Annotated in this window: 21 protein-coding genes and 1 pseudogene; 7 read left to right on the forward strand and 15 right to left on the reverse strand. The window is 67.0% G+C overall.

The genetic code is table 11. The annotated features are described in order from the left end of the window. The 3 genes and pseudogenes from ACGFIV_RS21960 to ACGFIV_RS21970 all read right to left on the reverse strand — a co-directional run. A pseudogene (locus ACGFIV_RS21960) lies at positions 1 to 333 on the reverse strand (hypothetical protein); the annotation flags it as partial. A 520-nt stretch (positions 334 to 853) separates the two neighbouring features. Then, positions 854 to 1,999: a trypsin-like serine peptidase gene (locus ACGFIV_RS21965; RefSeq protein ID WP_392837308.1), complete on the reverse strand. Its 1,146-nt coding sequence runs from the start codon at positions 1,997 to 1,999 to the stop codon at positions 854 to 856. Between the two features lie 240 nt (positions 2,000 to 2,239). After that, complete coding sequence (locus tag ACGFIV_RS21970; protein WP_358549980.1) at positions 2,240 to 3,745, reverse strand: hypothetical protein; 1,506 nt, start codon at positions 3,743 to 3,745, stop codon at positions 2,240 to 2,242. 271 nt (positions 3,746 to 4,016) lie between these two features. Between ACGFIV_RS21970 and ACGFIV_RS21975 the strand changes: the two genes are divergently transcribed. The 4 genes from ACGFIV_RS21975 (at position 4,017) to ACGFIV_RS21990 (ending at position 7,833) form a co-directional block, all read left to right on the forward strand. Further along, positions 4,017 to 4,547, forward strand: coding sequence for an SSI family serine proteinase inhibitor (locus ACGFIV_RS21975; protein ID WP_392837312.1), 531 nt, complete (start codon positions 4,017 to 4,019; stop codon positions 4,545 to 4,547). A 440-nt stretch (positions 4,548 to 4,987) separates the two neighbouring features. Further along, positions 4,988 to 6,724, forward strand: a complete 1,737-nt coding sequence (locus ACGFIV_RS21980) for a DNRLRE domain-containing protein (protein ID WP_392837315.1) — start codon at positions 4,988 to 4,990, stop codon at positions 6,722 to 6,724. A 119-nt stretch (positions 6,725 to 6,843) separates the two neighbouring features. After that, complete coding sequence (locus ACGFIV_RS21985) at positions 6,844 to 7,548, forward strand: hypothetical protein (RefSeq protein WP_392837318.1); 705 nt, start codon at positions 6,844 to 6,846, stop codon at positions 7,546 to 7,548. A 15-nt stretch (positions 7,549 to 7,563) separates the two neighbouring features. Beyond that, a complete protein-coding gene (locus ACGFIV_RS21990) occupies positions 7,564 to 7,833 on the forward strand; it encodes a hypothetical protein (RefSeq protein WP_392837321.1) in 270 nt (89 codons plus the stop codon). A 96-nt stretch (positions 7,834 to 7,929) separates the two neighbouring features. Here ACGFIV_RS21990 and ACGFIV_RS21995 read toward each other — a convergent pair whose 3' ends face one another. The 3 genes from ACGFIV_RS21995 to ACGFIV_RS22005 all read right to left on the reverse strand — a co-directional run bounded on the left by ACGFIV_RS21995 (position 7,930) and on the right by ACGFIV_RS22005 (position 9,881). Beyond that, the gene (locus ACGFIV_RS21995; RefSeq protein WP_358549970.1) at positions 7,930 to 8,289 is read right to left on the reverse strand and encodes a DUF1622 domain-containing protein; all 360 of its coding nucleotides are present in this window, start codon (positions 8,287 to 8,289) and stop codon (positions 7,930 to 7,932) included. Positions 8,290 to 8,407: 118 nt separating this feature from the next. Next, positions 8,408 to 8,806: a type II toxin-antitoxin system PemK/MazF family toxin gene (locus ACGFIV_RS22000; RefSeq protein ID WP_358549968.1), complete on the reverse strand. Its 399-nt coding sequence runs from the start codon at positions 8,804 to 8,806 to the stop codon at positions 8,408 to 8,410. 664 nt (positions 8,807 to 9,470) lie between these two features. Further along, positions 9,471 to 9,881: a DUF2000 family protein gene (locus ACGFIV_RS22005; protein ID WP_392837326.1), complete on the reverse strand. Its 411-nt coding sequence runs from the start codon at positions 9,879 to 9,881 to the stop codon at positions 9,471 to 9,473. A 459-nt stretch (positions 9,882 to 10,340) separates the two neighbouring features. On the opposite strand from ACGFIV_RS22005, the gene ACGFIV_RS22010 reads away from it, so the two are divergent. Together ACGFIV_RS22010 and ACGFIV_RS22015 are read left to right on the forward strand one after the other, a co-directional pair. Next, positions 10,341 to 10,733 (forward strand): hypothetical protein, encoded by a 393-nt coding sequence (locus tag ACGFIV_RS22010; protein ID WP_392837329.1) that lies wholly within the window; start codon positions 10,341 to 10,343, stop codon positions 10,731 to 10,733. A gap of 300 nt (positions 10,734 to 11,033) precedes the next feature. Then, positions 11,034 to 12,092 carry an AraC family transcriptional regulator gene (locus tag ACGFIV_RS22015; protein ID WP_392837332.1) on the forward strand — a complete coding sequence of 353 codons (1,059 nt, stop codon included), beginning with the start codon at positions 11,034 to 11,036 and terminating at the stop codon, positions 12,090 to 12,092. 18 nt (positions 12,093 to 12,110) lie between these two features. On the opposite strand, the gene ACGFIV_RS22020 is transcribed toward ACGFIV_RS22015, so the two are convergent. Next, positions 12,111 to 12,953: a L,D-transpeptidase gene (locus tag ACGFIV_RS22020; protein ID WP_392837335.1), complete on the reverse strand. Its 843-nt coding sequence runs from the start codon at positions 12,951 to 12,953 to the stop codon at positions 12,111 to 12,113. 384 nt (positions 12,954 to 13,337) lie between these two features. After that, positions 13,338 to 14,168, reverse strand: a complete 831-nt coding sequence (locus ACGFIV_RS22025) for an Ig-like domain-containing protein (protein WP_392837338.1) — start codon at positions 14,166 to 14,168, stop codon at positions 13,338 to 13,340. Positions 14,169 to 14,786: 618 nt separating this feature from the next. Between ACGFIV_RS22025 and ACGFIV_RS22030 the strand changes: the two genes are divergently transcribed. Further along, positions 14,787 to 15,758 carry a zinc-binding dehydrogenase gene (locus ACGFIV_RS22030; protein WP_392837341.1) on the forward strand — a complete coding sequence of 324 codons (972 nt, stop codon included), beginning with the start codon at positions 14,787 to 14,789 and terminating at the stop codon, positions 15,756 to 15,758. A 162-nt stretch (positions 15,759 to 15,920) separates the two neighbouring features. Here the strand turns inward: ACGFIV_RS22030 and ACGFIV_RS22035 are convergent, their stop codons facing one another. The 7 genes from ACGFIV_RS22035 to ACGFIV_RS22065 all read right to left on the reverse strand — a co-directional run bounded on the left by ACGFIV_RS22035 (position 15,921) and on the right by ACGFIV_RS22065 (position 25,297). Continuing rightward, a complete protein-coding gene (locus ACGFIV_RS22035; RefSeq protein WP_392837344.1) occupies positions 15,921 to 16,076 on the reverse strand; it encodes a hypothetical protein in 156 nt (51 codons plus the stop codon). Further along, positions 16,076 to 16,831, reverse strand: a complete 756-nt coding sequence (locus ACGFIV_RS22040) for a helix-turn-helix transcriptional regulator (protein ID WP_392837347.1) — start codon at positions 16,829 to 16,831, stop codon at positions 16,076 to 16,078. Before ACGFIV_RS22040 ends, ACGFIV_RS22035 begins: the two co-directional genes overlap by 1 nt. Next, entirely contained in the window at positions 16,828 to 17,622 is a 795-nt protein-coding gene (locus tag ACGFIV_RS22045) for a DUF4097 domain-containing protein (protein WP_392837349.1), read from the reverse strand. Before ACGFIV_RS22045 ends, ACGFIV_RS22040 begins: the two co-directional genes overlap by 4 nt. 107 nt (positions 17,623 to 17,729) lie before the next feature. Further along, entirely contained in the window at positions 17,730 to 17,909 is a 180-nt protein-coding gene (locus ACGFIV_RS22050) for a DUF6104 family protein (RefSeq protein WP_358549949.1), read from the reverse strand. Positions 17,910 to 17,996: 87 nt separating this feature from the next. Continuing rightward, entirely contained in the window at positions 17,997 to 21,695 is a 3,699-nt protein-coding gene (locus tag ACGFIV_RS22055) for a multifunctional oxoglutarate decarboxylase/oxoglutarate dehydrogenase thiamine pyrophosphate-binding subunit/dihydrolipoyllysine-residue succinyltransferase subunit (RefSeq protein WP_358549947.1), read from the reverse strand. Between the two features lie 217 nt (positions 21,696 to 21,912). Continuing rightward, a complete protein-coding gene (locus tag ACGFIV_RS22060) occupies positions 21,913 to 22,581 on the reverse strand; it encodes a phenylalanine--tRNA ligase beta subunit-related protein (protein WP_358549945.1) in 669 nt (222 codons plus the stop codon). Between the two features lie 88 nt (positions 22,582 to 22,669). Next, positions 22,670 to 25,297: a glycoside hydrolase family 9 protein gene (locus ACGFIV_RS22065; RefSeq protein ID WP_392837352.1), complete on the reverse strand. Its 2,628-nt coding sequence runs from the start codon at positions 25,295 to 25,297 to the stop codon at positions 22,670 to 22,672. Positions 25,298 to 25,323: the final 26 nt, after the last annotated feature.

Here is a 25,323-nt window from a genome sequence, read left to right on the forward strand (position 1 = left end):
GTTCTTCACCTTGGTGGGGGTGACCTTCTCCTGGCCGATCGGCGGGACAACGCCGGCCTTGCCGTCAGGAGCAGCGTCGCCGCCACCGAGCTTGACCTTGCCCGAGACCTGAGCGTCGCCGGTGAACTGCGCGGCGGCCTTCAGGTTGGCACCGCCGTTGGCGGTCCAGAAGCTCGTGACCTTCTTCGCGCTGCTGGCGGAGGCGAGGGAGACGACCTTCTTGGTGGGGGCGGTCGTCGCGCTGGCCGAGGTGACCAGGGTGGCGCCGATCATGCTGGTGGCGGCGATGGCGCCACCGATCGGGAGGGCGAGACGCTTAACTCGGGTGTTCAAGGAAACTCCTGGGCCTGTCGTGGAACGCATCTTGCGCCCCATGCGTCAGTAAAGGGATAACCAGAAGATACAGAGAAGATCTTGTTTGCGGTAACCGGATCCGTGGCGATTTTTGCGCGTTCGTCCTTGCGTGATCGTTCCGTGATCGCCGGATCGGTGGATTTCAGCAGTCAAGTCACGCCAAGTCCGTAGCATTCGCGCAGATCAGGGTACGGGTGTGACAAACGGTCCAGAAGTGGTGTGAGTGAACCGCTGCGGACAGTGCTGGTTTTTATGTGATGCAGATCACACCCCTTGAGGGGAGCCAAATCGGCGAGTGGCTACGTCTAACGCCTCCGCAGGCACCCCGAATCGGACATATCAACCAGGCGGGTAGTCCATCTGGCATGGAAGCGGCCAGTGACCCGGAAGTGTTCTCTGCGGGAACGGGTCAAAGCGGGAAGGTTGCCGCCTCTTCCGCCGTACACCGAGAAGGGCCCGGCATCAGCCGGGCCCTTCCCGATGTGACAGATCTCGAAGCTCAGTCGGTCTTCTGGCGGGTCGCGTAGGAGTACACGAGATAGGTCGCCGTGTTGAAGTACGGAGAGGACACGCCCTCGTTGCGGCCGTCGCCGTCCAGGTCATACGTGAGGCTGTTCACGCCGTTCAGGTAGCCGATGCGCCGCGAAGGGCTGTACTTGATCAGCCACGGGCCGCCGCTGGCTCCGGCCGTGAAGCCGCAACCGCTGAACAGGACGCCGTTGTCCAGCTCCCACTTCGGCGTGGAGATCTTCTTGGTGGCCCGGGTGAGGCACGACACCATCGTGAGGCCGGTGTAGGGCCGGCTGAGGTCGGGGTTGGGGCCGGCTGGGTACCCGAACGCGTAGGCCGCGACGACGTACCCCCTGTTCCAGGCGAAGCCCTGGCCGCCGACCTGGTTCTCCAGTCGCCCGGTGTCGACGGACCTGTACATCTGCTGGCCCTTGGCGTCCTTCTTGGGGACGCCGTTCACGTCCTTGTCGGGGTCCCAGCGGTAGCCGTGATGGACGGTCACGAAGGCGTAGTCGAAGTCGTAGTCGCCGGTCGCCGCGTAGGTGTCGTTGATGTGCAGCGTGTGCCCGACATAGATGCCGTACGGCGTCGCCCCGTTGCCGGTGTAGGAGGGGATGAACACCCAGGACTCGACCGGCTTGCCCGACTTGACGTCGTAGGCGCAGTGACCCGCCGTGGCGACGACGTTCCCGTACTTGGAGTGCACGGACGAGGCCGAGCACCAGTACTCGGTGGTGCCGATGCGGAAGAACACCTTTCCCACCGTCGGAGGCAGGTTGACGTTCTTGGTCCTGACGGTCTTGACCGTCTTCGGTGGAGCCACTCCCAAGAGGGCGGTCGTCTTGCTGTTGGGGGCCTTGGTCGTGTTGTCGGCCGCGGCCGCGGCCGGGGTGAGCGTGGTGGGGGTGCCGCTCGGGCTCGCAGAGGCGGTTCCGGTGACGCTGGACGCGGCCGTCTTGGGCGCGTAGCCACTGGCGTTCTTCAACCGGTCGGGCGTCCACCAGTCGACGACCTTCTGCAGGTCCGCGTCGCTCTGCGCCATTGGAAGGGTCGTGATGCCCGCAGGGGCCGGCGCGCTGTCGGCCAGCGCCCCCACGAGCCCCGGGCCTGCGGACAGGAACACACTGGCGGTCACCAGGGCACCGCAGAATGTGAGCGCGATCCGCTTCGCTCGGGGTGGCATTTCGTACCTTCCAGTGATCAGAAGAGTGCAGACAACAGTGAAGGGCGATTTTTCCAGATCAACTAATAATCGGCACCGTCTTGGCCCGACCTGGATTCACTTCGTTATCGGATGGGTGATCGGGTCGTGGGACGAGTACGCCGGTAGGGGGCCGGTCATGCGGCCGGGCCCCCTACCCTGCCGCGGCATTCGTCAGCTGGTCGTAAGCTTCCCGGTCCACAGGTTGGCGGCGTACTTGTAGATGCCGTAGGTGTCGCTGTTGAAGTACGGCGTGGTGATGTGGTCGTAGCGGCCGTTGCCGTCGGTGTCCAGGGTCAGGCTGACGACACCGTTGAGGTAACCGGTACGCGTGCTGCTCTTGTACACGATCAGGAACGGGCCGCCGGTGGCGCCCGGGGTGAAGGCGCACTTGATGGCGAGCTGCTCCTCGGCCTTGTACTTGGCGACGGCGGGAGCGGCGGCTGTCTGGCCGTAGCACCACTTCATCGTCTCGCCGGTGTAGGCCTTGTTGCCGTCGAGGTGCGCGGCGGTCGGGTAGCCGAAGCTGAACTGCTTCGCCTTCGTGCTCCGGTTCCAGGTGAAGCCCTGGCCACCGACGTTGTCGCCGAGACGGCCGGCGTCCACGAACGTCTTGATGTGGAAGACCGTCTTGTAGTACTTGACCGTGGTGGTCTTCTTCACCCAGTACTTCACGTAGTAGTGGGTGATGGTGTAGGCCGAGTCGACGATCTTCTTGTAGCCGGGGCCGGTGTACTTGTTGTACGTGACCTCGTCCACGATCTCCGTGGCGGTCTTGCCCGGCGCCTTGGCGTAGTTCACCTTGGCGTCGGCCGCGGGAGCCTTGTCGTACTCGTCCTTGGTGACCTCCTTGACGACGCGCTGGCCGCCGGCGGTGCCCCACGGGAGGACGGTCTCAGAACCAGTGGACTTCGACCAGGCGTCGGCGGTCTCGCCGCCCTTCTCGTCGACCTTCTTCTGGTACTCGTCCTTGGTGATCTCTTCGTCCTTGGCCCACTTGGGACCCTTGTACGCGTCGTACTCGTTCTTGGCGACGATCTTCTCGCCGGTCTGCTTGACGCCGTTGTACACGTTGACGAAGGCATAGTCGTAGTCGTAGTCCTCGTAGACCGTGAAGTCGTCGTGGAGGTTGACCTTCGCGCCGACGTAGATGCCCCACGGCGCCTTGCCCTGGTAGTAACCGGGGATGAAGACGAAGTTGTCGACGTAGGTGTTCTTGTCGGTGTCGTACACGCAGTGGCCCGCCGTGGCGACGAGGTTGCGGTACTTCGACTGCACCGAGGTGCCGGAGCACCAGTACGGCTTGCCGTCGACCTGGAAGAACACCTTGCCCACATTCGTGGGGAGGTTGACGTTCTTCGACATGCCGGCGGTCTTGCCTCCGGCGCCGGTCGGCGCGATCGAGCCGGCCTTGCCGTCGGCGGAGGCCTTGCTCGTGCTCTTCTTCAACTTGCCGGAGAGCGAGGAGTCCTCGAGGTAGCTCTTCGCCGCCTTGAGCTTGGTGGGCGTCCAGGACCCCGCGATGGCCTTCGCGTCGGTCCCGTTGGCCAGCGAGCCCGACTTGAGGGGAGTCGGTTTGGCCTGCGCGCTGGCGGCGGTGGTGAGGGTCGCGCCGATCATGCTGGTGGCGACGATCGCACCACCGACAGGGAGGATGAGGCGCTTTGCTCGGGTGTTCATTGAGCTCCTTCTTTGTCATGGGATGCCCGGGAAGGTCCCACGCGTACGTAAAGAGACAGCACAGACCGTACTCCGGCGATCTTGGTCACTAGGTCCCAAAGCGGACAAAAATGGAGGTCCGTTACCGGCTTGTTATGAAACCGGTGGAACCGGAGAGATACCTGGTACGTCCAACTCCGCTCTTCGATCAAGGGTGGGTGCTTGATCGGTGACTGCGTCGTACGCGGAAGGTGGGTTACCGCTCCACGCCATGCGAAATCGGGGGATTCACATGCGACGTCTCTTCACTGGCCTGATCTGCGCGGCCCTGCCTCCGGGAGTGGCCCTGCCCCTGCGGGCGGTTCTGTCCTTCGGGGTGGTCGTGTCGCTGGGGGTGGCCCTGTCCGTGGGAGTGACGGCCCCGCCGGCGGGGGCGGGCGCCGTTTCGATCCCGAGGCCGTTCCCCGGCGGGCCCGCCGCCCACTCGGCGGCCTGGCACCCGGTGAGAGGGATAAGCCGGGCGCTGCTGCTCACGATCGCCAAAGGCGAGACGGCGACTCCGTCCGACCGCGTCGTGCTCCTGCAGTGCGCTTCGCCCGGCGGCACGCATCCCCGCGCGACCGAGGCCTGCCGGCTGCTTGAACCGGTCAAGGGCGACCTCGGCGACCTGAAGATCTCGTCGGACACCGCCTGCGCGAAGCGCTACGAGCCGATGACGGTCTCCGCCTCCGGCATGTGGGACGGCCACCACCTCTACTTCGAACGCACCTTTGGCAACCCCTGCGAACTCCGCGCCTACACCGGGGCCGTCTTCAACTTCTGAGACCGGGGCGGTGCCGAAACCGTCCCCCCTCCCCCCCCGGAGAACCGGGACGATCGTCGGCCGGAAGCCGTCACTCTGCCCGAGGCAGGAGACGGTCGGTGGTATCGCCTCTTCCATCGCCATGTGCGGGTCTATGTCATGTACTTGGCTAGGGGGTATTCGATTTGGATGTCGGCGAGTTCGCCAAGCTTGGCGGATATTTTTCCAGCCTCGGTGAAAATTTTTCGACGAGAGAATCGCCAGCGCCTTTCTCCAACGGCTTTCGGCCCCAGGCAGATCCCCGGTAAAGTAATGCACGTCACCGAGACCTCTATGCGCGGAGCCTTCTAGATAAGAGCCCTTAAGGCCGAAGGAAAGATCTAGGGCCTCTCCATAGGATGTCAAAGCAGCCAGATGGCTCATGGGCCTGGATAGACACCACCCTTGTGGAGCATGACGGTGTGCTCAGACCGAAGGTCGCCAAGGGCGGAGTGGAATTCTCGGCTGGTGGCCAGGACCGCCCGTTCGCGTCCATGGAACGCGAGAAGGGACAGAGCTTCTCGCTGGACTGGCCAGAGTCGCTGCCCAAACCGGTAGTCACCGGAGATGTGGCGACGTACGGTGACGCGGCAGGACCCGGCGCGGATCTCGTGGTCAGAGCCCTGCCCACCGGGTTCCGGCACGACGTGGTGTTGCGCTCAAAGCCGAGCGGCCCGACGGAGTTCCGCCTCCCGGTGCAGACCGACGGACTGAAGTTCAGCGCGAGTACCAACGGCCGCCTGCGCTTGTCAGACAGTTCAGGCAAGACCATTGCCCAGGCACCCGCGCCGCTCATGTTGGACAGCAGCCCCCAAACTGCCAGCAAGGATGGCAAGACCCCCACGCAACACCGGCTGGGGAAGATCAGTACGCGGGTGATCACCGAAGCCGGCAAGCAGATACTGGTCCTCGAGCCGGATGCCAAGTTCCTCGCAGACCCGGCGACCAAGTATCCGGTCACGGTCGACCCGACCACCACACTCACCCTGCTGAGCGACACCTACGTGCACTCCAAGCCGACCTATTCGTGGGGAGGCTACGACGAACCCAACGCGACCCTCCTGAAAGTCGGTGGGGAGTCCACCGTACGGACAAGTGGCGACAAAGCCATCGAGTACTACAGAGCTCTGCTCAAGTTCGACACCGCCCCGATCGCCGGGCGAGCCATCGGAGACGCGCGGCTGGACCTCTGGGCGACAGAGACGCTCGGATGCAACTTCTGGCTGAACGGCCTGAAAGTGTCTCGACTCACCTCAGCCTGGCAGCCGGGAGCAGTCGACTGGACTCACATGCCAGGGGTGGACGAAACCGGATCGCAGCTCCAGCTTTGCCCCTCCAACTGGAGCGACCCGAAGCCCTTCACCTGGTCGGTCACCACCATCGCCTCGTCGTGGGCGGGAGGGGCACCGAACCACGGGCTGCAGATCCGAGGCGTCAACGAGTCGATGACGTGGGGCCAAAACGGCACCGCGCTCTTCCACTCCGCCGAAACCACCGGCACAGGTGCGAAGCCGCCCAAACTCACCGTCACCTACATGTTGCCGCCCGAGATCCCCACAGTCACCGCCGAGTCGATCGACTCCATGGACGGCAATGACGCGGTCGCCCGCAGCACGAACGTCAAGGTCGGCTTCAAGTCCAGCGTGGCCGAAGGGACGAAGCTTGACTACACGGTTTCGGTCAACGACTCCACCATGGCAGCCCCGCCGGCGGTGCCGACCGGCGAGGCGGCGTACTGGAAGCTCGATGAGGCGACCGGAACAATCGCGGCCGACTCCTCTGGACATAATCTGCCCGCCACCATCTACGGTCCCGCGACCCACCAAGTCGGGCAACTCGGTAACGGCCTGACCTTAGTGAACGACGCGTACGAAAACGCGAATGACGCTTACGCTGCGACAGCGAAACCCGTGCTCAACACCAACGCCAGCTTCTGGCCTGGGCATTTCACTGCCCAGGTCACCACTGCTCATTGGCAACGGAGAAGACAATGCCCCAAATCGTGCGTGTCGTTGCACTTATCGCGATGTTCGGTACGTTTCTTGCGGGTTGCAGCGAAACTACAGCAGCGCCGCGGCAGGCGAACCAATCGCACCGCAACTATCATTATGCTGATATTGAGCGGTACGGATATGTGGCAGCAAATGCGTTCAGGGTGACTAATCCCGATTACTCCGTATCCCTTGGGGATTACCCGGCCGTACGCTCTGCAGATGAGATGGCGGTCCAGGTAGACCTCGAACCAATTTGGCGATTACACTCTGGGGAGGATCAGCGGGTGAAATTAGCGATCCGGCAGGACGGCAAGTCTGGGCGGATTTACTTCTCAAGCCCTAGCGACCGGAAGTCAATTGACATGTCTAGAGCCCTCTATGGCTCCGAGTCCAAGCCGCAAGGTGCCGCAGTCTTGACTCAAGCTCTCTCCCGCATCGGTATGCCAGGGAACGATGCCCCGTCAAAGAAGAATGTAGAAGACGTGCTGAAGAGTGCTGGGCGAACCAGATCGGTGACTGCGGTCGTGGAATTGAAGAGACCAATGAAAGCCGATGAGATCCGACGGGGAGGTTACCTGCATTTTGCCAACGCGCTTTTCTCTCCTGCTAAGGGAAAGGTGCCCATATATTGGGACTCCAAAAGCCCCATGTTCTGTCATAATTGCGATAGCGACAGTTTCTCCATCACCAGAACATTCCGTTCCTGGGTCGCCTCGCTTCGCCCCGAGGACGACTTCCTGTTGCAGCAGTTCGGGCTAAGCCTGGACAGGGTCTCAAAGGTGGCAAGAGCAGGGAATATCTACGGGTACGTCGAAGTGGATGCAAATCCAATTCTGCTGGGTCGGCTTCTGAGTAAGAGCCATGTCAAAACCATGTACATAGTGAACATCAAAGAGAACTGCGAAGACTACGGCATAGGTCCATGTGAACCGTCCCTGTGGCCACGGAGCACTCAACTCAATGGGATTCCTTACGCAAAGCTGGACTAGCTGGATGGCGGTCCGGTGTATCTCGTGGGGCACCTCGCCGAAGTCCGATGGTTCATTCGCAAGCTTCTGGGTGAGCGTTACGGGCATGCGACTCGAGCCCAGCTGCTGTTCAGCGAACTCGTCGGCAACAGCATCCGCCACACCTCCAGTGGGAAGGACGGCTCGGTCGGTGTCGTCGTACTGGACGTCGGCGGAACCCTGCGGGTCGAGTTGATCGACGGCGGTGGTAGCGCGACGCCGTGCATCTCTTCCAAAGACGAGTTCGGCGAATCACCTTGCCGGTGACCGTGAAGGTCGTCTTGACCTCGATCGCCACGACTCGGAAGCCGGAGAAGACGAGGTAGCTCGCCGATAGCGGCATGATGACTGGAGATGTGAGGGTCATGATCGGGGCAACTCACGCCTAAGGCGCCAGGGCCAGTGGCCTTCCAGTTCTACCTCTAGGGAGAAGCTGAGGAAGGTTCGCACCAGGACGATGGCGGCGAGGACGCCGACGCTCTGGAAGGTGGGGGAGATGGCCACTGTGCGGATGATGTCTCCGGCGACGAGGAATTCCAGGCCCAGCAGGATCGCCCGGCCGAGGGTCTGGCGGTAGCGCCGGTAGGCGTCGTGAGGCGGTCGGCGGTGTAGTAGTTCGTGGCCGAAGACACCGCTCGCCAGCAGTGCCCCGACGACGATGATCCCCACGCCGACGAGGTCGACGGCCTTCCCCGCCGCTTCGACGACAGACACGAACTCCACGAACGTCTCCCCGCATCCGGCCGTCTGATGGCGAGGAGGGGACGCGTCGCAGCGCGGTCTCCTGCTCTCAGTCTGGAGAAGAGACCTTCCAGGGCGAGCGCCTGCGAAACTTCTCGGCTTACAAAGGACAGCGGATTTGCGCGCGGTGATCGACGTCAGAGGGCGAATGGGTGCGAAGGGCGCTGTCCAGTTTGTCCAGGGTCGTGGGGTGGAGAGCCCCGATCCGGGTGCCGAGCCGGTCGACGGCGGCTGCTCGGAGCTGTTCGGCCTGCGCCTTCGAGTCGACGCCGAGCCCGCATTCGCCGGCAGGTAGCAGAACCTGGAAGGAAAATACGCGATCGACATTAGAGGTGATGGGGACGACCGTCACCACGCCCCGGCCGCTGCGTGTTACGGCACGGTTGGCCGCGTCATTGCTCACGGTGACGCCCAGGCGGGTCTTGTTGGCTTCTGAGCCTTTCACCATGACCAAGTTGACCCAGTAGACGTCACCGCGTCGCATCGGGAATGCCGTCACCGGCTATGGAGTCCCATAGCTCGGCATCCTCGCCCGCGTCCCGTCTCTGCCCAACTGTTTGAACGTCCCCCGGGTCCCCAGCAACTCCTTGGCCAAGGTCGTCTCGCCAACCTGGCGAGGGCCACCCACGATGACGACACGGTAAGCGCCGACGGCGCGTTCGATTCGAGCCTTCAACCGCCGCCGAATCTGATCCGACATATCTTCTGACCTCGCCAGCCAGAAATCCGCGGACATCCTGCTCTGCAGTTTGCCAGAGACCTGGTAGTCATTTCGCGGGATCTCCAGTAGTGACTATGCCGAATGGTGTCGTGGTCGGCAGGGCGGAGCCGATCGTCGCTGGGGGCCGTCGTGCTGTACTCCGACGATGTCTTCATGGCCGTCGAGACCGTCAGCCCTGGGAACAAGAAGCGCGATTATGTGGTGAAGCCCGTCATACGCGGAGGCCGGCCGGGGTGCCGGTCTTCATGCGTGTCGAGCTGCACGGGGATGGCGCGATGCCTCTGGTCGAGGTGTTCGGCGAGCGTGACGGGACGTGCGAGCCGGTGGCCGAGGCTCGGCCGGGCCTGTCGCCGGCCGAGCCGTTCAGGGTGGAGTTCGATCCCGGAGAGCTGGTTGGGCTTCGGGTACTCGGTAGTCGGCTCGGGAGCCTGGGGCTCGTTGATCAGGGGTGCAGGGGTAGGCCCTTGAGGGTTTTGTCCATGGCGTTGCGGCGGCCGTAGGTGGCCAGGCCGACGAGGTTCAGGGCGTCGGCGGGGACGGCCTGGACGGCGGCGCGGTTGTCCTCGTCGTGGCCGGTCTTGAACATCTCCTCGATGTAGACCGCTGTGGCGAGCCCTCGGCTGAGGGCGCGGGTGTGGACGCTGGTGAGTCCCTCGGCGTCGGCGGAGTAGATGAGCACCGGCTGGCGGAACATCGCGAGGTAGGCGTTGCCGGAGCCGTCCGTGTACGGCTCGCCTATGACGTCATCGGCCCCGCCGGCCACGGCACTCGCCAAAAACGCGGTCACGTTGAGCTTCTGCCAGACGGCCAGATCCTCCCGGACCACGATGCCGATCTTCGTGTCGAAACGCATATCCGCAGCCTCGCGGTGCACGAGGTGACCTGTCTTGTACGGCGGTGCGCCGCATGCTCCCTGGAACGCGGAGCGTCGGTCCTTGATCTGGGTGTACGGGGGCGGCAGGCTGGCCGTCGCTCAAACGTCCTAGGTAATCGGGGGATTCACATGCGACGTCTTCTCACTGGTCTCGGCTGCCTGGCCCTGGCCCTCGGTACGGCTGCCGCCGTCGGATCGTCGACCGCGAACGCAAGTTCGATCAATGAGCCGCCGCCTGCGGGTTCGAGCCTGGAGCCTCAGGAGGGGAACACCACGGGAGCGAGCTCTCAGCAGGAGGCGATCGGCACGGACCCGGCGCAGCCGGCGGCCGTGCCCGCGGCTGAGGCTCAGCCCGCAGCGGTGCCGGGGGCGAAAGCTCAGCCGGCCATTGTGCTGGCACCGGAGCTCAAGCCCGCGGAGGAGGCTAAGCCGGCGATCGTGCCTGCGGTGGAGGCCCAGCCGGCGGCCGTGCCCGCGGAGGAGGCCAAGCCTGCGGAGGAGGCCAAGCCTGCGGAGGAGGCCAAGCCTGCGGAGGAGGCTAAGCCGGCGATCGTGCCTGCGGTGGAGGCCCAGCCGGCGGCCGTGCCTGCGGCGGAGACCAAGCCTGCGGAGGAGACCAAGCCGGCGAACGTGCCTGCGGTGGAGGCCCAGCCGGCGGCCGTGCCCGCGGCGGAGCCCGCGGAGGAGCCCGCGGCGGAGGGCAAGCCTGCGGCGGAGGTTAAGGCTGCCGCCGTGCCCGCGGAGGAGGCCAAGCCTGCGGCGGATGAGGTCAAGGCTGCGGCGGTACCCGGGGAGCAGGTGACCGCGACGGGGGCGACCCCGGCGAGCTGAACGCCTTGCCGAGGACGGTCTGCCCGCAGGTCTCCGAGCCGGTGTCGCCGGTCGTCGGCGAAATGTGGGACGCAGCCGGGGTAAGTGGGGCACACTTTCGGCAACCTGTGCCTTCTCCGCGTCGGCGCGGGACCTGTCTACTCCTTCTGAGCACGCCGGTCATCGGCCGGAGTGAAGGGGCGGCATCCGGGAAGGGGCCCGATCAGGAGATCGGGCCCCTTCGGCATGTGAGGGCTCCTTGGGTCGTGGGCGTGCTTCGGGTGGAGGGGTCGGGTCGGTCGAGGGGGTGAGAATGGGGGGATGGGAGGGGACTGGTCGCGGTACTGGCGTTCGCCTGACCGGCCGCTGGAGGCGATGCACGCGCACTTCGAGCGGCACGTCTACCACCGGCACAGCCACGAGACGTACTCCTTCGGGTTCACCGAGGAGGGGGCGCAGAGCTTCACCTGCCGGGGTTCGGCCCATACGAGTGCGGCGGGCATGGTCATGGTCTTCAATCCCGACGATCCCCATGACGGGCACGCGACCGACAAGCTGGGCTTCACGTACCGCATGGTGCACATCGGGCCTGACCTGGTGGCGAACGTGTTGAGCGAGGCGGCCGAGCGCGTGGTCGGGTTGCCCCTGTTCACCGAACCCGTGGTGCCCGACGCCGGGCTGGCCAGATCTCTCCGCGGGCTCCACGAGGCACTGCTGGGAGGCGCGACACCCCTGCGCCGCGACGAACTGCTCGACACCATGGTGGTGGCCATGGCCAGGCGGGCGGGCGCATGGGTGCCGGATCTCGATGGGGCAGGTGGAAGGGCAGGTGTGCGCGGCGCGGGTATGAGCGGCCGGCCGAGCCTGGGCCCGAGTGCTGGTCCGGGCCTCGGGGCGAGTGACGGTCCGAGTGCTGGTTCTAGTAGCCGTCGTCGAAGTGCCGGTCCGGGTGTCGGTTCGAGCCGCGGTCCGAGTGCCGGTCCGAGTGTCGGTTCGAGTGTCGGTTCGAGTGCCGGGGTGAGTGTCGATCCGCGTATGGGGGTGCGTACCGGGGCGGGGGGCGGGACGGCGCGGGTTGTGCGGGAGTTGTTGCATGACGGCGACGACGGGGGGATTTCCGCGAGTGACCTGGCCGCGGCCGCCGGGCGTAGCCGGTTCGCGGTGTACCGGTCGTTCCAGGCGGCGTACGGCATGGCGCCCAGCGACTACCAGCGGCAGCTCAGGTTGCGTACGGCCCGGCGGCTGCTCGTCCAGGGGCACTCGCTCGCGGAGATCGCCGCGATGACCGGGTTCACCGACCAGAGTCACCTCACCCGCTGGTTCGCCCGCTACTTCGGGGTGACGCCGGGTGCCTACCGCCGGGCCGTCGCGACCCGCTGACCGCCGTGACGGCACGGACTACTGGGTGATGATGATCAAGGTGCCGAGGGGGATGTGGGAGACCGCGTCCAGGCCGTCCTTCGGAAGGCGGACGCAGCCGTGCGAGACGGCCTGGCCGAAGGCGCTCTTGTCGGGCCAGCCGTGCAGGCCGACCGTGCCGGGGCCGCCGTCGTAGGTCTGCAGCTTCTCCGAGTGCATGCCCAGCGGAAGGATCACCGGGCTGTAGGTGACCTCGGGCGGGGAGAGCGAGGCGAGCAGGAAGGTACGGCCGAGCGGTGTGGGCGTCTCCTTGGTGCCGATCGCCACGGGCCACGACCCGGTCTCCTGCCCTCCCTTCAGCAGGGTCAGCCGCCGCGCGGTCAGGTTGATGCGCACCTGGTAGGGGCTGTATGTCTGCTTGATCTTGCCGTCGCCGGTGTGGATCCAGCCTGTGGAACCGTTGGGCCTGCTCGGGAGGAGCACGCGCATCCATTCCGGCCGCGACTCGATCACCGGTAGCCAGGTGGGGTTGTCCAGCTGGGATGCCGGCACCACCGCGATCGGCGGGCCACCCGGCTCGGCGTACACGACCTTGGAAGCCTTCGGATGCACGATGAGCCCGTCGCTGGCGGCGAAGGGCTGCGGGTCCAGTTCCGCCTTGGCGACCTTCGTCCACGTCGTCGAGAGCGGGAGGGCGGCCAGTTGCTTGGGGCTCACCTTGACCGGGACCGCGGGTTTGGCCGGTGGAGCCGGTGGCTTCGCCAGCTCGCGGTCGACCTTCCTGTTGGTGAAGATCACGAGCATGACGAGGCCCACGAGTGCCGCGGTGACCACCGCGACGATCGTGACGGTGGTGCGCGTGGATCGATGGCGAACGTACATGAGGCCCCCGGAAATACAGGCAATCGCTTATCGCGGTTCGAGGGATGACGGTGAGCTTCGGCCAAGGTGAGCTTCGGCCAAGGGGAGGAAGAGGATGCCGCCCGGCGGTTCGCTGGTGAGGGTCACAAGAGCGGTTCCGGATCCGGCGCCCGGAGCCAGGGACGGAGCGTCCGGCCCCGGCGGGCTGTGGCCACAGGGATGAACCCTTGATCCGGCGGTCGGAGCCGGGGCGCAGGGGGGCCTGGTCCTGGCGGCTGGAGCCGGGGCAAGGGTGTCCCGGACCCGAGGGCTCGCGGCACTCTCGGTGGTTGTCGCGGCTGGAGATGAGCCTGAGGGCCCGCCCAAGCGGATCGGGCGGGCCCTCTTTGACGCCGGGCCGGTGGATCAACCGGTGACGGCGAAATGCTGCACGACCGGCCTGTGCACCTTGTGGTGCTTGTGAGGCTTCCGGTAGTGCTCCTTGTGCTCCGGGACCCAGCGGTGGTGCCTGGAGTCCCAGAACTCGCGGTGACCGCCGCCCCTGTCGTAGTGGCCCTCGACATGGCGGCGAATGCCCCTGTCGATCAGGGTCGTGAAATCGTTGTCCTGCCTGTGCCAGAACCTGTGGCAGCGACGGCGGAGGTCTTCCCGCGCCTTGCTGTGCTGGTCGCTGCTGATACCGCCTTCGTCAGCCCCCTCTTCGTCGTCGTTCCTGAAGTGGCGGCAGCGGTGCTCCAGGTTGTCGTCGCGGTGGGTGACGATCGCAGGATCGTCATCGTCATCGTCGTCGTCGTTCTTGGCTTCCTTCTTCTCGATGTCCTCCACCTTCTGGATCAGCACCTGCGAGGTGCTGGGGTCGAAGGAGGCGTTGCCCTGGTAGAAGGCGGTGATGTTGTGCGAGGCCACGTCGAGGCTCGACGTGGAGAAGGTCGCCTGGGCGACTCCTTCGAGCTGGGCCGTGCCGACATCCTTCGAGCCGTCACGGAACACGACGGTGCCTGTGGGAAGGATGTTGGTGCCGGTCGCCGTCACCGTTGCGGTGAAGGTGACCGAGTTTCCCTTCTTGGCCGGGTTCTGCGACGAGGTCAGTGTCACGGTGGTCGCGATGGCCCGTCGTACGGTGACGACGAACCCTGTCTTCACGGGCGCGGCGGGAAGCAGGGATGCTGCCTTGCCGAGGTTCTGCGGCGCCTGGTTCGCGCTCGCGCTACCTGGTATCGCGACGAGTGCGCCCATCGCGAGGGCGCCCGTGAGAGCTGCGGTCAGCCATGAACGACCGACATTACGTTGTAGAGACCGAGGGTGACCGACGTCTATCATAAAGCGGTCCTTTTCTTTTTGCAGTTCAAAGTAAAGGAGCACCTCGATGCTGGCGCGCCTGCATGTCCGACCCTACGCATGGTCGACCTCAATACCGTTGTCCGACATGCGGGAGATTCGCGCTAGCAGCGAGTTAATTGCAAAAAATATAAGGTAACTACTCGGCCTTTTATCGTGATAAGTCGGGCAGGCGTCCCGGGGTCGTGCAGGCGGGAAGCCCTGCGAGGGCGGGGAAAGCGCGTCGTGGCAAAAGTCCGTCTGAGAGCTTCAGCGATTCAGCGCGGGCGCTCGCATTTATTTGGGTATCGGCGTGTCGTCGGACCGCTGTGCGGTGGTTTGACCAAAATTGCGGCCTAGCTCCGGTAACCGCCGTGGGCGTGGTTCATCACGCGCTACGAATTCCAATGCGACCAAGGGACGCTATCCGTGAATTTGCACTGATACGCGCGGTTTATCCGGCGGCCGCATGGATGGCGCGCCCTGGAGAGGGTGGGCACACCAGGGCGGTCCGGAGCGCGGGGATAGGGTTCCGCCATGTTCGCCGTAACGTGCACACGTACCGACTCCGACACCCCTCTCGCCGGGCTCACGCTCGGTGAGCACCCCGAGCCCAAGGTCCCCGAGGGGTGGACCACGGTGACCGTCAGGGCCGCGGCCCTCAACCACCACGACCTCTGGACGCTCAAGGGGGTCGGCATCCGCCAGGACCGGCTGCCCATCGTCCTCGGCTGCGACGCCGCCGGGGTCGACGAGGACGGCAACGAGGTCGTCGTCCACTCGGTGATCGGCACCCCCGTCAACGGGGACGAGACCCTGGACCCCAAGCGCTCGCTGCTGTCGGAGACCTACGACGGCACGTTCGCCGAGAGGGTCGCGGTGCCGCGCCGGAACCTGGTGCCCAAGCCCGCCGCGCTGTCGTTCGAGGAGGCTGCGTGTTTGCCGACCGCATGGCTGACCGCCTACCGGATGCTGTTCGACAAGGCGGGGCTGGAGCCGGGGTCGACCGTGCTCGTCCAGGGGGCCGGCGGCGGGGTGGCCACCGCGCTCATCGCCCTCGGCCGGGCGGGCGGCTACCGCGTATGGGCGACGAGCCGATCTGAGGAGAAGCGCGCCAGGGCCCTTGAGCTCGGCGCCGACCAGGTGTTCGCACCGGGTTCCCGGCTTCCCGAGCGGGTGGACGCCGTGATGGAGACGGTCGGGCAGGCCACCTGGGACCACTCGCTCAAGTCGCTGCGTCCCGGCGGCCGGATCGTCGTCTCGGGCGCTACGAGCGGCGCGGTGCCGCCGGCCGACCTCAACCGGGTCTTCTTCCTCCAACTCTCGGTGGTCGGCTCCACCATGGGGACGCGCGACCAGCTCGGACGGCTTACCACGTTCCTGGAGCAGACCGGCGTACGTCCCGTCGTGGACAGGGTCATGCCGCTGACCCGCGCCGACGAGGGTTTCGCGGCGCTCCACCAGGGCGACGTCTTCGGGAAGATCGTCTTCACGACGACCGAAAACTGACCGAGCCGGGAAACCGACCGAGCCAGGGGACTGACCGGACGGATCAGCGGACGGACGGATCAGCGGACGGACGGATGAGCGGACCGGTCAGGGAAGCGGCCCGCCGGTGGTGAGCGGCTGCGCGGCGGGTGGGCTTCCCGGTGCGACAGGGGGGATGGGCGGCTACGGCCCGGCGGCCGCCGCCGCGTCCCCCCGGCTTCCGGGATCGAGCTGCGGACCGCGCCGCTGGGCGAGGTGGGGGTCGAGCCGCGGCACGGACTCCTCGCCGAGCCGCGGGGCGACCCGGAACAGGGCCGGCCGGAAGCCGTAAAGGATCATCACTGGAGTGCGGAGCGGATTCGGACGGCCGCTTCGTAGAGCGCGTCGTGAGCGGTCGCCAGAGCCTCCTCGGTCACCGAGGACGCCGCCGCCGCGCCACGGACCTCCTCGACGAACTCGGCCAGCATCCGCCCCAGCTCGGCGTCATGGTCGCGCGAGCCCCGGCCCTGCCAGGTGTCGCCCCACACGCCTCGCAGCCAGTCGTGCTTCCAGCGCTGGCCCTCGTCCTTCCAGGCTTGCTTCTGGCGCTGGAACTCCTGCTTCTGCTCCTGCCATGCCTGCTTCTGGTCGCGCCAGGCCTGACGGTAGTCGTCCTTGACGGCGCGGAGGTCGTCCTTGGCCTGGCGCTGCTCCTCCTTGGAGCCCTGGCGCACGTCACGGGCCGCCTGGGTGAGCTCGTCGCGCAGGGACCGCACGGTGTCGCGTACGTCCTCCTTGACCTCGCGGGCGATGTCGCGGATCGACTGGGAGATCTCCTGTTCCAGATCGGCCAGCTCGTCCATGCGCGCCGCCAGCTCGGCCCGGCCCTTGTCGGTGATCGTGAAGACCTTCTTGCCCTCCACGACCTCGTGGGTGACCAGGCCCTCTTCCTCCAGGCGGGCCAGCCGGGGGTAGATCGTTCCGGGCGAGGGGGAGTACACGCCGAGGAAGCGGTCCTGAAGGAGCCTGATCACCTCGTAGCCGTGTCGCGGGCTCTCCTCCAGCAGCTTCAGCAAGTACAGCCGGAGCCTTCCATGGGCGAAAACCGGGCTCACTGGTCTCTCCTCAGAAGCGTGACGTCGGCCGACACGGTGGTGGCCGACAGGGAGGCCATCCCCCCGCCGATGCGGCCGGACACGGACTTGGCCCCCGGGCGGTTGGAGTTGTCGAGGCCGGAGAACGCGCTGTGCAGCCGGCCCGACGTCGAGCGCAGGTGCACGTCGGTGTCGACCGAGTGCGGCAGCCGTACGAGGATGGCGCCCGACACGCTGTGCAGGGTGACGTGGCCGGTCGGCGGGAGCTCCAGGTCGGCGGTGATGCGGCCGGAGACCGTGTTGGCGCGCAGGCGGCGCGGGGTCCCGCCCGCGACGGTCAGCTCGCCCGCCACGCTCGTGAACGCGAGATCTCCGGCGAGCCCCCTGCTCTCGACAGCGCCGGACACCGTCTCGGCCTCGATCTCGCCGCTGACCCCGTCGAGCACGATCTCACCGGAGACGCTCTTGACGTTGGTGTGCCTCTCGAACCCCGCGACCACCGCCGAGGCGGAGATCACCCCCGCCTGGACCGGGCAGTCCTTCGGGACCGTCAGCGTCAGCGTGGTCTCGCGCCGCCCCGGCCGCAGCCAGCCGAGGATGCCGTCCCAGGTCAGGTCCTTGTACGCCACGGTGAGGCGGCCGTTCTCATCGTGCTCGACCATGAGCGGGGGTGTCCCGATGTCGCTGACTTCCAGGCTGGGTGGCCCGTCGCTCGCCAGCACGGCCAGGCGGCCCGCCACGATGCGCACGCTCAACGAGCTCACTGCGCCGAACGTTAGTTGCTCGGGCTTCTCGATGGTCCACTTGGGCATGGTCTCGCCCTTCGACGGCTCTTATCGGCTAGCTTCCACATAACACGATATATCTCGTCCAGGGAAAGTCAAGATGTATCGCGTTTTGCCGCCGACGGTACCCTGGATCAGTCGTCGTCCTGGTCGTCGAGCCGGGCGAGCCAGGTGGCGAGGCGCTCCACGGGCGTCTCGAACTCGGGGTTCAGGTCGACGAACTCGCGAAGGCGCTCGGCCAGCCACGTCATGGCGACCTCCTCCTCGCCCCGCCGCTCGACGAGCTCTTCGATTCCCTTATCAGTGAAATACATCACATCTCCATGACATAGCAGGACATATGAGGAAGTCCCCCACAGAACCACCCTGTGGGGGACTTCCTTCTTACGTGAAACCGGCTGTCAGCCGAGGCTGGCGGTGGTGATCTGCTCCAACTCGGCGTCGTGGGCGGCGTGCGAGCCGACCGCGGGCGACGAGTTGGCCGGACGTGACACCCGGCGCAGGCCACGGCCTCCCAGGACCTCGGGGTCCTCGGTGAGCTTCAGGGCGAGATAGGGCCACGGGCCCATGTTGATCGGCTCGTCCTGCGCCCAGACCAGCTCGGTGTCCAGGCTGTAGCGGGAGAGCTCGGCCCGCAGCTCCTCGGCCGGGAACGGGTAGAGCCGCTCCAGCCGCACGATCGCCACGTCCGTGCGCTCCTGCTTGTCGCGGGCCGCCGCCAGGTCGTAGTAGACCCTGCCGGAGCAGAGCACCACGCGCCTGACGTTCGACGGGTCGACGGTCGAGTCGCCGATCACCGGGCGGAACGCGCCGGAGGTGAACTCGGCGGTCGCCGAGGCCGCAGCCCTGAGCCGCAGCAGCGACTTCGGCGTGAAGACGATCAGCGGCTTGTGACGGCCCGACAGCACCTGCCAGCGGAGCAGGTGGAAGTAGTTCGCCGGGGTGGTCGGCTGCGCCACCGTCATGTTGTCCAGCGCGCACATCTGGAGGAACCGCTCGATGCGGGCGGAGGAGTGGTCGGGACCCTGGCCCTCGTAGCCGTGCGGCAGCAGCAGGACCACTGAAGAGCGCTGGCCCCACTTCTGCTCGCCCGCCGAGATGAACTCGTCGATGATCGACTGGGCGCCGTTGGCGAAGTCGCCGAACTGCGCCTCCCAGGCGACCAGGGCGTCCGGCCGTACGACGCTGTAGCCGTACTCGAAGCCCATCGCCGCGAACTCCGACAGCAGGGAGTCGTAGACGTAGAACTTCGTGGTGCCCTCGTTGAACGACTTCAGCGGCGTGTGGTCCTCACCGGTGACCCGGTCGACCAGCACGGCGTGCCGCTGGCCGAAGGTGCCACGGCGGGAGTCCTGCCCGACGAGGCGGACCGGATGGCCGTCGATCAGCAGTGAGCCGAAGGCCAGGGTCTCGCCCATGGCCCAGTCGATGGCGTCCTCGGTGACCATCTGACCCCGGCGCTGCAGCAGCGGGGACAGGCGCGGGTGGACCGTGAAGCCCTCGGGGAGGTTCAGCTGGGTCTCGACGACCCGCTTCACCGTCTCCTCGGTGATGGCCGACGCCGTGTCGTCGTGCGACCACGGCACTACCTCGTCAGGGGCCGGCTTGACGACCGCACCGGGCTCCAGAGGCCTCTTGCCGGCCTCTCGGGTCTCGGTGAAGGCCCGCTCAAGCTGCTCCTGGTAGTCGCGGAGCGCCTGCTCGGCCTCGTCGACCGTGATGTCGCCACGGCCGATCAGCGCCTCGGTGTAGAGCTTCCGGATGGACCGCTTGGCGTCGATCAGGTCGTACATCAGCGGCTGGGTGAAGCTCGGGTTGTCGGTCTCGTTGTGGCCGCGGCGGCGGTAGCAGACCAGGTCGATCACCACGTCCTTGCGGAACGTCTGGCGGTACTCGTAGGCCAGCCGGCCCACCCGCACGACGGCCTCGGGGTCGTCGCCGTTGACGTGGAAGATCGGCGCTTGGATCATGCGGGCCACGTCGGTGGCGTACACGCTGGACCGCGACGAGGCCGGCGAGGTGGTGAAGCCGACCTGGTTGTTGACCACGACGTGCACCGTGCCACCGGTGCGGTAGCCGCGAAGCTGCGAGAGGTGCAGCGTCTCGGCCACCACGCCCTGGCCCGCGAAGGCCGCGTCGCCGTGCACGAGCACGGGAAGGACGGTGAAGCCCTCCTCGCCGCGCTCCAAGAGGTCCTGCTTGGCCCGGACGACGCCTTCGGTGACCGGGTCGACGGCCTCCAGGTGCGAGGGGTTGGCCACGACCGACGTCGCGATCTTGTTGCCGCCGGGGGCGGTGAAGTCGCCTGAGGCCCCGAGGTGGTACTTCACGTCACCGGAGCCGTGGGCGCTGCGCGGGTCGAGGTTGCCCTCGAACTCGCCGAACACCTGGGCGTACGACTTGCCGACGATGTTGGCGAGGACGTTGAGGCGGCCGCGGTGGGCCATGCCGATCACGACCTCGTCGAGCTGCTCGTCGGCCGCGGAGCTGATCACCGAGTCGAGCAGCGGGATCAGCGACTCGCCGCCCTCCAGCGAGAAGCGCTTCTGCCCGACGTACTTGGTCTGCAGGAACGTCTCGAACGCCTCGGAGGTGTTGAGGCGGCGCAGGATGTGGAGCTGCTCCTCCCGGCTCGGCCGGGCGTGCGGCTTCTCGACCCGCGACTGGATCCAGGCCCGCTCCTCGGGGTTCTGGATGTGCATGTACTCGATGCCGACCGTGCGGCAGTAGGAGTCGCGCAGCACGCCCAGGATGTCGCGGAGCTTCATCAGCGGCTTGCCGCCGAAGCCGCCCGTGGCGAACTCGCGCTCAAGGTCCCACAAGGTGAGGCCGTGGGACTTGATGTCGAGGTCGGGGTGCTTGCGCTGGTTGTACTCAAGCGGGTCGGTGTCGGCCATGAGGTGGCCGCGCACGCGGTAGGCGTGGACCAGCTCGATGACGCGGGCCGACTTGGCCACGTCGTCGTCGTGGGTGGCCGAGATGTCCTTGACCCAGCGGACCGGCTCGTAGGGGATCCGCAGCGCCTGGAAGATCTCGTCGTAGAAACCCTCCTCGCCCAGCAGGAGCTGGTGGATGCGGCGGAGGAAGTCACCCGACTGGGCGCCCTGGATGATGCGGTGGTCATAGGTGCTCGTGAGCGTCATGACCTTGCTCACCGCGAGCCGGTTGAGCGTCTCGGTGGAGGCGCCCTGGTACTCGGCGGGGTACTCCATCGCGCCGACGCCGATGATCGTGCCCTGCCCCTGCATGAGGCGCGGGACCGAGTGCACGGTGCCGATCGTGCCGGGGTTGGTGAGGCTGATGGTGGTGCCGGCGAAGTCGTCGACACCGAGCTTGCCGCCGCGGGCCTTGCGGACGATGTCCTCGTAGGCCGTCCAGAACTGGCGGAAGTCCATCGACTCGGCGCCCTTGATCGACGGCACGAGGAGCTGGCGGGTGCCGTCGCTCTTCTGCACGTCGATCGCGAGGCCCAGGCCGACGTGCTCGGGCTTGACCAGCGTCGGCTTGCCGTCGACCTCGGCGTAGGAGTAGTTCATGTCCGGCATCGACGCGAGCGCCTTGACGATCGCGTAGCCGATGAGGTGGGTGAACGACACCTTGCCGCCGCGACCGCGCGACAGGTGGTTGTTGATCACGATTCGGTTGTCGATGAGCAGCTTCGCCGGTACCACCCGCACGCTGGTGGCCGTGGGGACCGCCAGGCTGAGATCCATGTTGGCCGCCGTGCGCGCGGCCGCGCCACGCAGGCGGACCTCCTCGGCGCCCGAGGGGGCCGCCGCGGGCTTGGCCTTCTCGGCCTGCGGGCTCGGTGCCGGAGTCGTCGCCTTGGCGGCCTTGGGTGCGGCCTCCACCGGGGGAGCCTGCTTGGGCGTCGGTGCCGTGGTGGTCCCAGGAGCGGCGTCTGCCGTCGCGCCGTTGGACCCCCCCGGTGCCGACGTGCGGCTCGTACCGGATTCGGGGTTGTAGTCAGCGAAGAAGTTCCACCAGGCACGGTCGACAGACTCCGGGTCCTGGAGATACTTCTGGTACAGCTCGTCGACAAGCCACTCGTTCTGACCAAAGTTGGTGAGTGGGTTTGTCCGCGACGACTCAGACGACACGGCGGAAATCGCCCTCTTCCGCAGATCGGCGTTGTTGATTAGAGAACCTGTCCAAGGCTACTCGCCCAAATAAGTGGCGTGTGCGGTCTCGGCCCGGCTCACCGCCCGATCATCCCAGGACCGTTCAAACTGGTCACGCCCGGGTAGCCCGTCCGGGGGGTGAGGCCATGCTTACCTGCGCTCTCCCGCACGGCCGGCCCACCAGTCGAGCCCCTCCCTACGCGGCCGGGCCCACCAGGCGCGCCTCGACGCGGACCTCGGGGCTGATCTCCCTGAGCAGCCCGGCCAGCTCCTCCCCGGCCGCCGAGAGCTCCTCCAGCGACATCGGCGCGAGCCGTTCGAGCAGGAAGAGCGCGTCCACGGTGCTCTCGGTGATGCGGGTGCGTACGCACTGGCGCCAGTTCCACCGGCGGCAGGTGATCCCCCGGTCGTCCCTCCAGACCACCTCGCCGATCTCCGGGTGGTCGATGACCGCCTCGCCCTTCTCGATCGCGTCGAACGGCTCGTCGCCGGCCGCGCGTACGAGCCTCGCCGTGCCCTCGTAGTGAGCGAGGTCCTCGCCGCCGATGGGCAGCGCGTGGCGGATGCTGACCGCGTTGTACGCGTCCACGACGAGGTTGATCTCGGGGGGCGGCACCCGGCGCACCAGGGCGTCCACCGACGGGCGGGTGCGCTGCGGCTTGGCGCCGAAGGCGCGGTAGGCGTCCTGCCAGGCGACGATCTTGTCGTCGTCTGGCCGTACGGCCTCCGCCGCCGCCTCGGCCAGCCAGCCCCGGGAGTGGTCGTCGGATGGCCCGTTGCGCAGGCCGTACGCGCCGATGACCAGCACCCTGAAGTCCGGCCGCAGGTCGGTGACCGCCTCGTCGATCCAGATGCCTTCGATCATGCGGCATACCCTAACCGGGGCCGGGGGCCTCAGGGCACCACAAAGGGCCGGCCCCCCGGGGCGGCCGGCCCTTGTGCCCTTCAGCGGATCAGGCGCAGGCGGCGCCGTTGAGGGTGAAAAGCTCCGGAGCCGGGTTGGCGCCGGGGGCGCTCTTGCCGTTGAAGCCGAACGTCACCGACTGCCCCGGCTTGATCTTGGCGTTCCAGTCGAGGTTCTTCGCGGTCACCGTCGCGCCGCTCTGGGTGAAGTCGGCGCTCCAGAAGCCGTCGGTCTTCTGGCCGCCGAGGAAGGCCCACTTCAGCGTCCAGCCGTCGATCGTGGCCGTGCCGGTGTTCTTGACCGTGACCTGGGTGGTGAACCCGGAGGGCCACTCCCCGTGCGTCGTGTAGGTCACCTGGCACTTCCCGGGGGCCTTCACCGTTCCGTCGCCCTGGCCGGCGACGAACGCCGAGATCCACGACAGCGGCGAGTTCCAGTTGATCGTCAGCTCGTTGGTCGCCCAGGAGTTGATGTCGTCGATGTAGCAGAACTGCGGCTTGCAGTCCTTGAGCTTCTCGGCGGCGAGCGGGTCCTGGATGCCGGAGTTGGGGCCGCCCGCGAGGGTGCCCTTGGGCGGGTTCGGCAGGGTGGCGTCGAGCTGGTGGGAGTACCACCGGCTGTGCTGGTTGTGCGAGGCCACCTCGCCGTAGCCGGTGACGTACGACTGGTTCAGGGCGTTGCGGCCGAAGATGTAGTCGATGCCCTGGAGCACCCCGTCCCGGTACTTCTGGGTGCCGGTGATGTCGTACGCCGAGGCCATCACGATCATGGTGTTCAGGATCTGGCTGTTGGAGCCCCAGTCGTAGCTCGTCGCGTCGTACGGCAGGCCGTACGGGTGCGCGGCGAGCGCGGCGACGTACTTGTCGGCCCCCTGGACCACGGACTGGCGCACCTGGTCGCGGCCGGGCAGGCCGTTGGGCACGGTGGCGAGGTCGAGACGGCCGAGCGGGGCGACGTTGCCCCAGTCGAAGCCCTTCGGGCCCCAGACGTCGGCGGTGTGCTTCGGCGAGGCCAGCACGTAGTCCTTGAACTCCTTCTCGCCCGTGGTGATGTAGAGCTCGGCGGCGGCCCAGTAGAACTCGTCGCTGACGTCGGCGTCGTCGTAGGTCCCGCCGCCGGTGCCGTCCGAGGGGGAGGCGAGCTTGGCGGGGTTCGCCTTGGCGGCCGTCCAGGCCTTGCGGGCGGCGGTCAGGTTCCTGGCCGCGAACGCCGCGTCGTACGGGGCGTACAGGCGGGCGGCCTGGGCGGCGGTGGCGGCGAGGTTGAGCGTCGCGGCCGTGGACACCGGGTGCAGCTCGCGCTTCTGGGCGTCCAGGTGGGGGAGCAGCGGCAGGCCGGTCCAGTTCTGGTCGTGGATCTTGTGGTGTGCCATGCCCGCGAACGGCTTGCCGTCGGGGACCTGCATCTTGAGCAGGAACTCCTGCTCCCAGCGGGCCTCGTCGAGGATGTCGGGGACGCCGTTGCCGCTCTCGGGGACGGCCAGCGTGCCGTCCGTCTGCGGCCTGGCCGTCGCGGCGTTCTTGGTGCGCTCGAACTCGCCCATGAGCTGGGCGACCGAGATGCCGCCGTTCACGACGTACTTCCCGTGGTCGCCCGCGTCGTACCAGCCGCCGGAGACGTCCAGGGAGTAGTCACAGACCCCCGGCTGACAGGGCACGTTGGTGTCACCCTGGTTCGGGGCGACTCCGGCGTGCCCGGCGGGCCTGGCGTATCCGGGCCGCAGGCCGTCGAGGATCTCGATGCCGCTGCGCTGCGGGTAGTAGAACTTCAGCGCGTCCGTGCCGAGCTGCTCGTAGGCGGCCCCGCCGATGTCGAACGGCCGGCTGGTCTCGCCGTCCGCCGAGAGCGTGTAGCCGGTGCCCGCCTTGGTGTACGACCCGAAGTCGATCGAGTGGACGTTCTGCCCCGAGCTGGCGTCCACGCCGCGCGGCGCGGTGCTCCCGGAGGCGACGACGTGGCCGCCGCCGTCGTTGAGGCGCCAGGGAAGGGCCGTCGTGGCGTCGGTCACCACGGTCGCGTTCTTCGGGCCCTTGGGAAGGTAGGCCACCTGGTTCACGCGGACCCTCGGGCCGGTGTCGGGCTTGTAGACCTCGCGCTCGGCCCCGCCCTTGAGGGAGACATCGTCCACGCAGAACCGCCACGGCGTGGCGCTGCCGCCGATCTGGAACGCCACCTGGGCGTTCGGGAGGTCGACCGGCGAGGTGAACGTGTAGGTGTAGGTGGCGCCGCCGGGGCCGAGTTCGGGGTTGGCGGTCAGGTACGCCGTGTACGGGTCGACGGGGAGCTGCACCAGCGCCCGGCCGACCTTCGAGGGGTCGGCGGACCCGTAGAGGCTGAACGCGTAGGTCTCGTCCTTGACCAGGGGGATGTCGTCCTGGCCGATGATGACGTCCCACGGGTTGACGGTGCCACCGGGGACGTCGGCGCACAGCCGCCCGCCGCTGGTGTCGAAGGTCAGGTTGGCGGTGTGCCACCAGGGGTCGCTGCCGCTGTCGAAGGTCCCGTTGACGATCTGCTCGGGGCCCTCCGCGAGCGCGCTCACGGCCGGGGTGGATGCGGTCGTTGTACCGGACGCGCTGGCGGCCGGGGCGGACAGAGCGGACGTAGCGGACACAGCCAGGGTGGCCGCCGCGGTGACGGCGAGCGAGGCCGCCCACCGCCGGGATGGTCTGATCACGCGATTTCCCCAGGAAGTCATGGATT

The sequence above is a fragment of the Sphaerisporangium sp. NPDC049003 genome, assembly GCF_043197795.1.
In the GTDB taxonomy this organism is placed as follows: Bacteria; Actinomycetota; Actinomycetes; order Streptosporangiales; family Streptosporangiaceae; genus Sphaerisporangium.

Coding starts and splice junctions, on each gene's coding strand:
- ACGFIV_RS22035 (WP_392837344.1), bottom strand. CDS start 16,076: ATGATCCTTTACGGCTTCCGGCCGGCCCTGTTCCGGGTCGCCCCGCGG.
- ACGFIV_RS22060 (WP_358549945.1), bottom strand. CDS start 22,581: ATGATCGAAGGCATCTGGATCGACGAGGCGGTCACCGACCTGCGGCCG.
- ACGFIV_RS21975 (WP_392837312.1), top strand. CDS start 4,017: ATGCGACGTCTCTTCACTGGCCTGATCTGCGCGGCCCTGCCTCCGGGA.
- ACGFIV_RS21970 (WP_358549980.1), bottom strand. CDS start 3,745: ATGAACACCCGAGCAAAGCGCCTCATCCTCCCTGTCGGTGGTGCGATC.
- ACGFIV_RS22050 (WP_358549949.1), bottom strand. CDS start 17,909: ATGTATTTCACTGATAAGGGAATCGAAGAGCTCGTCGAGCGGCGGGGC.
- ACGFIV_RS22025 (WP_392837338.1), bottom strand. CDS start 14,168: ATGGGCGCACTCGTCGCGATACCAGGTAGCGCGAGCGCGAACCAGGCG.
- ACGFIV_RS22005 (WP_392837326.1), bottom strand. CDS start 9,881: ATGCGTTTCGACACGAAGATCGGCATCGTGGTCCGGGAGGATCTGGCC.
- ACGFIV_RS22015 (WP_392837332.1), top strand. CDS start 11,034: ATGGGAGGGGACTGGTCGCGGTACTGGCGTTCGCCTGACCGGCCGCTG.
- ACGFIV_RS22020 (WP_392837335.1), bottom strand. CDS start 12,953: ATGTACGTTCGCCATCGATCCACGCGCACCACCGTCACGATCGTCGCG.
- ACGFIV_RS22045 (WP_392837349.1), bottom strand. CDS start 17,622: ATGCCCAAGTGGACCATCGAGAAGCCCGAGCAACTAACGTTCGGCGCA.
- ACGFIV_RS22030 (WP_392837341.1), top strand. CDS start 14,787: ATGTTCGCCGTAACGTGCACACGTACCGACTCCGACACCCCTCTCGCC.